The organism is Brevibacterium sp., from assembly GCF_052105255.1.
Classification (GTDB): Bacteria; Actinomycetota; Actinomycetes; order Actinomycetales; family Brevibacteriaceae; genus Brevibacterium; species Brevibacterium linens_B.
In genome coordinates, this window is record NZ_JBQDYQ010000104.1 from 1 (window position 1) to 5,323 (window position 5,323).

The 5,323-nt window shown below is 63.7% G+C and carries 4 protein-coding genes; 1 reads left to right on the forward strand and 3 read right to left on the reverse strand.

Features of this window, described 5'->3' with window-relative positions:
- Together ACTIIH_RS15810 and ACTIIH_RS15815 are read right to left on the reverse strand one after the other, a co-directional pair.
- On the reverse strand, nucleotides 1-1,193 hold a 1,193-nt coding region (locus ACTIIH_RS15810; protein ID WP_441452788.1), incomplete at its 3' end, for an ABC transporter permease.
- 1 nt (nucleotide 1,194) lies between these two features.
- Nucleotides 1,195-2,928: an ABC transporter ATP-binding protein gene (locus ACTIIH_RS15815; protein ID WP_441092110.1), complete on the reverse strand. Its 1,734-nt coding sequence runs from the start codon at nucleotides 2,926-2,928 to the stop codon at nucleotides 1,195-1,197.
- A 215-nt stretch (nucleotides 2,929-3,143) separates the two neighbouring features.
- Between ACTIIH_RS15815 and ACTIIH_RS15820 the strand changes: the two genes are divergently transcribed.
- A complete protein-coding gene (locus ACTIIH_RS15820; protein WP_441452789.1) occupies nucleotides 3,144-4,256 on the forward strand; it encodes a DUF6882 domain-containing protein in 1,113 nt (370 codons plus the stop codon).
- Between the two features lie 81 nt (nucleotides 4,257-4,337).
- Here ACTIIH_RS15820 and ACTIIH_RS15825 read toward each other — a convergent pair.
- On the reverse strand, nucleotides 4,338-5,323 hold a 986-nt coding region (locus tag ACTIIH_RS15825; protein ID WP_441452790.1), incomplete at its 5' end, for a DoxX family protein.

Genomic DNA, 5,323 nt, shown 5'->3' on the forward strand with positions numbered 1-5,323 from the left:
TCCTCCTCCTCGGCGTCGAGCAGTTCGAAGGTCCGCTCCGCCGAGGCGACACCGGACTGGAGCATATTCGCGACACCGGCCATTTCGGAGATCGGCTGCGAGAACTCGCGCGAGTATTGGATGAACGCGGTCGCATCACCGAGCGTCATCTGTCCCGTCGCCACCTTGAGGCCGCCGGCGACGGCGATGAGGACATAGCTGAGGTAGGACACGAACTGCATCGAGGGCATGATCATGCCGGAGACGAACTGTGCTCCTGCCGAAGCCTTGTACAGCGATTCGTTGCGACGGTCGAACTCCTCGAGCATGACCTCGTCACGACCGAAGGCCCTGACGATCTCAAGACCGGAGAATGACTCTTCGACGTGTCCGTTGACCTCACCGGTGTGCTTCCACTGCGCCTTGAACAGCTTCTGCGAACGGGCGCCGATCACACCGGCGATGATCGCCGACAGCGGCAGAGCGATGAGCGCCAGCAGTGCGAGCTGCCAGGACACGATGAACATCATCACGCCGATGCCGATGATCGTCAGCGCCGACTGCACGAGCTGCGAGAACGCCTGCTGCAGGGCCTGCTGGATGTTGTCGACGTCGTTGGTCACTCGCGACATCACGTCGCCGCGCTGCCTCGTGTCGAAGTAGCGCAGCGGCAGCCGGTTGATCTTGCGTTCGATGTCCTCACGCAGTCGGTAGACCACGCGCATGACCAGGGCGTTGAGGATATACCCCTGCGCCCACATGAGCATCGAGGCCACGAGGTACATGAGCAGGACGGCGATGATGATCTGCCCGAGGGCGGTGAAGTCGATTCCCTGCCCGGGCACCACCTCGGCGGTGGCGAGCATATCGGCGAAGTCGTCGCGGCCTTCGGCGCGGGCCCCGGCGATGATGTCGTCGATGTTCGCACCTGCGGGCAGCCCGGCACCGATGACTCCGGAGTAGACGACGTCCATCGCCTTGCCGAGGACCTTGGGAGCGATGACGGTGAGGACCACGGAGCCGACGACGAGGGCGACGACGTAGAACATGCCCTTCTTCTCCGTGGCCATGAGTCCGAACAGCCGTTTGACCGAGGGCCAGAAGTGCTTGGCCTTGCGCGGAGGTGTGCCTCCGCTCATCTCCAGTTCCTCGCCCCTCGGGATGTATTCGTCTTCCCCCGCCACCACAGTTTCGGTTGAGGTGTTGTCGGCCATGTCAGTTCACCTCTTCCGTGGTCAGCTGGGATTCGATGATCTCGCGGTAGGTCGGGTTCGCCTCGGCGAGTTCCTCATGGGTGCCGCGGCCGACGATCTTCCCGGCTTCGAGGACGATGATCTGATCGGCGTCCCGGATAGTCGATACGCGCTGGGCGACGACGATGACGGTGGCCTCCCCCGTCGATTCGTCGAGGGCGGCTCGCAAGCGGGCATCGGTGGCGACGTCGAGGGCGGAGAACGAATCGTCGAAGACGTAGATCTGCGGCTTCACCGTCAGGGCTCTGGCGATGCACAGACGCTGCCTCTGCCCACCGGAGTAGTTCGTGCCTCCCTGGGCGACGCGTTCTGAGAGCTTGTCTTCTTTCTCGGTCACGAAGTCGTCGGCCTGAGCGATGCGCAGGGCCTCCCACAGCTCGTCATCGGTGGCGTCCTCATTGCCGAAGCGCAGGTTCGAGGCGATCGTGCCGGAGAACAGGTACGGCTTCTGCGGGACCAGACCGATCAGCTGGGCCAGCTGGTGGCGGTTGAACTCGGTGACGGGGGTGCCGTCGATGAGGATCTCGCCTGCCTGCGGGTCGATGAGTCTGGGGATGAGGTTGACGATCGTGGACTTGCCGGAGCCGGTCGAGCCGATGATCGCGGTCGTCGTTCCGGGCTGGGCTGTGAAGGTCAGTCCCTCGAGCACAGGCACCTCGGCGCCGGGATATCCGAAGGTGACGTTGCGGAATTCGAGCTCGCCGCGACCGGGCAGCTCCGCGACACCGCTCGGGTTGGTCATCGTGCTGCGGGTGTCGAGAATCTCTGCGATGCGTTCGGCGCAGACGACGGCGCGCGGAATCATCATCATCATGAATACGCCCATCATCACTGCTACGAGGATCTGCAGCAGGTACTGCAGGAACGCGGTCAGCGATCCCACTTCCATCTGTCCGGCGTCGACGCGGTGGCCGCCGAACCACAGGACGGCTGCGGTCGCGAGGTGGAGGATCATCATGATGGCGGGGAACATGAGCACGAACAGGTTGCCGACCTTGACCGAGGTTTCGGTCAGGGCACGGTTGGCGTCTGCGTACCGGTCGGTCTCAAAGGGCTCGCGGACGAAGGCGCGGATGACGCGGATGCCGGTGATCTGTTCGCGCAGAACGCCGTTGATGTCGTCGACCTGGTCCTGCATGCGGCGGAACAGCGGCATGAGGAGGTAGACGAGGATGGCGACGACGATGAAGAGGACGGGCACCGACACCCACACCAGCCAGGACAGCCCGGCGTCTTCTCGCAGGGCCATGATGATGCCGCCGATGCACATGATCGGGGTCGAGACCATGAAGTTCAGGGTCATGAGCACCAGCATCTGAACCTGTTGGACGTCGTTGGTGTTGCGGGTGATGAGGGTGGCGGAGCCGAATCGTCCGACCTCGAGCATCGACAGGTCGTCGACCTGGCGGTAGATCGCTCTGCGGAGGTCGCGGCCGACGCCCATCCCTGTGCGGGCGCCGAAGTAGATCGCGGTGATCGCGGTGACGACCTGCACGAGGCAGACGAGCAGCATCGTCATACCCGTCGACCAGATGAAGTCGGTATCGCCCTTGGCGACTCCTTCGTCGATGATCCGGGCGTTGAGGCTGGGCAGGTACAGTGCTGCGATGGTCGAGGCCAACTGCAGGATGACGACCAGAATGATGAACGGCCAGTAGTTTTTGGCGTATTTCAGGGACAGGCGGAGTAAGGCCACGTTGAACGTCCTGAGTGAAGAAAGGCTGATGATGGAGTCATGAGAGTTGCGAAGCGCAACAGACTACCTTACATGAGTTCTCGTCCCCGAAGTATCTGTTCGGACGATGATTCCCGCAGTTCTGCTGAGACATCTACTCCACTATGAGGCGCTGACACGGCCATCGCACCGCGTGCCTCCTCGATTCTCGGGCGCTCCCGCATACGCTTGAAACCATGAGCTCAACTCTGCAGGACCTGGTCAATCGCGCCGTCTTCTACTCGACGGAGGTGCAGACGCATTTCGGTGCGCTCATCGCCGACGCCGAGTGGGAAGTCGACTTCAGCTCCGACCCGCATCTGACGTTCACGTCGGCCGACGGTGGCGTTCTGCGCGCCCGACCACATCTGCTCGGTTCCGAGTCAGGCAGGGAGAAGACGTGGCTGTGGGGATGGGAGAACGTCAATGACTTCCCCGATGCCGTCGTCGGGCTCTCCCACGAGGTGCGCAAGTTCGGGGCCGCCGAGGATGTCACCGAGCTCACGACACCGGAGCTCTCCCTCGATGAGGAGCTCGCACTGCGCCTGACCCTGGCGTCGAAGGAGGCCACCGACAAGTGGGCCCACTATCCTGCCGCCGCCGGTGCCGGGACCACGGTATGGCTGCTCGTCGATGCCGCCGAGGTCGCCCTGCCCGCACCGCAGGTCAAGGTCTCTGTGCGCGCGCTCATGCAGGGTCTGACGCAGACGACGGTGACCGATCATCGGGCGGCTGTCGAGGCATACGTCGCCAAACGCGGCATTCCGACGGCAGAGCTGCCCGGGGGTGGGCTGCGGATGCTGTTCGCCGACGGCTCCGCTGACCTGTCTTTCGACGATGAGCGTCGCATCTCCAACTGCGATCTGAACGCTCCCTTGGCGGGTGAGGCCGCCGACCAGTTCGCCGCCGCCGGGGGATCCACGGGCACCCCCGCCGAGGCGGCCGCCGCCCCCCGTACGCCGGATTCGGCTTCCGCTTCCGCCGCGAACGATGTTGCCGCACAGTCTGAGACGGCCCCGGCAACTCCGGCGCCTGCTCGAACGGAGGAAACTGCACCCACGAAGTCCGTGCCGGACGAGCAGCCGGCAGCAGAGGCGAACCCGGCGGCCGAGGCTCGGGCCGACGAAGCCGCAGAGCCTGCGGCGGAGGTTTCGGATGCCGCACGCGGACAGCAGCAGCCGGAAGACGAACGACCGCGTGCAGACGGGTCTGTCGAACCCGTCGCGCCGGAGACTCCGATCGAGGAAGAACCGAGCAAGGAGGCCAAGCCGAAGAAGAAGGGCCTGTTCTCGAAGTTGTTCGGTCGTTGAAGCAGCTCTTGATCTGCCGGAACCTGGACAGATGATTTGGGGCCCTGCCGATCGGCGGGGCCCCAAATCATTCATCGCCCTTCAGCGATTCACGGGTGCCTCGGGACCCCATCGGAAGTCGCGGTCGAAGAGGGAACGTCGCTCGTCATCGTTGTGCAGTGTCAGTTCCGAGTCTTCTGTCCGCAGGGAGAACTCCCCATCCCCGGTCGTCGAGTACCGAAATTCAATGGTGCCGGAAGGACCGCGAACGGGCGCCTGAGCACCTTTCCGGACCGGAAAGAGCTCCACTGTGATCGATTGACCGTCGACGCTGTAGACGCCGTCCTGGAAGTCACCATCGGAATACCGCACGCTCATTCTCTTGCCGCTGCGGGACCCGATCTGCCCGAACGCGATCTGAGTGATGTCCGCGGTCGTGTGGTCGGTGCCTTCGATCGGGGTCGTCTTGCCTGACGCCGTGACAGTGTAGACACCTGAGATCTCCTCCGGAGTTCCAGGGCTGCCCCACCTCAGGCTGATACCGGTTGCCAGACCGCTGCCGATGATGACGACGATGGCGAGTATCGGGGATACCCAGCGAGTGATCTGGACGAAGATCCGGTTGCGCCTGATGAGGCCGCTGACTGCAGGTCCGACGCTGCGCCCGAGTGCGAATCGCACGACTCGAGGCACATTGGGGATGAGAAGGATGAGACCCACCAGCGCCATCGCTCCGGACAGTTGTTTGACCGGCACGTCGAACGTCAGGTTGAGCAGGAAGACGACGCTCATGTCCAGAGCAGCGATGAGTGCACCGAGCCAGGCTGAGCGCCGGAAGAGCAGCAGGATGACGGCGATCAGCTCAGCCAGGCCTGCCAGAAACTGCACGGTCGGGGAGAACGCCATGAAGCGCCACAGCAGTCCCATGGGGCTCATCTCGCCGTATTGGACAAGAGCATCGGCGTAGTCGGCGTAACCCATCTGAACGTGAAAGATCTTCGTCCAGGCGTAGGGCAGGAGAGACACCGCCAGGCCCATCCGGAGCGCCCAAGGGAGGGCCCAAAGGATCCCGACCCATCGGGACCGTG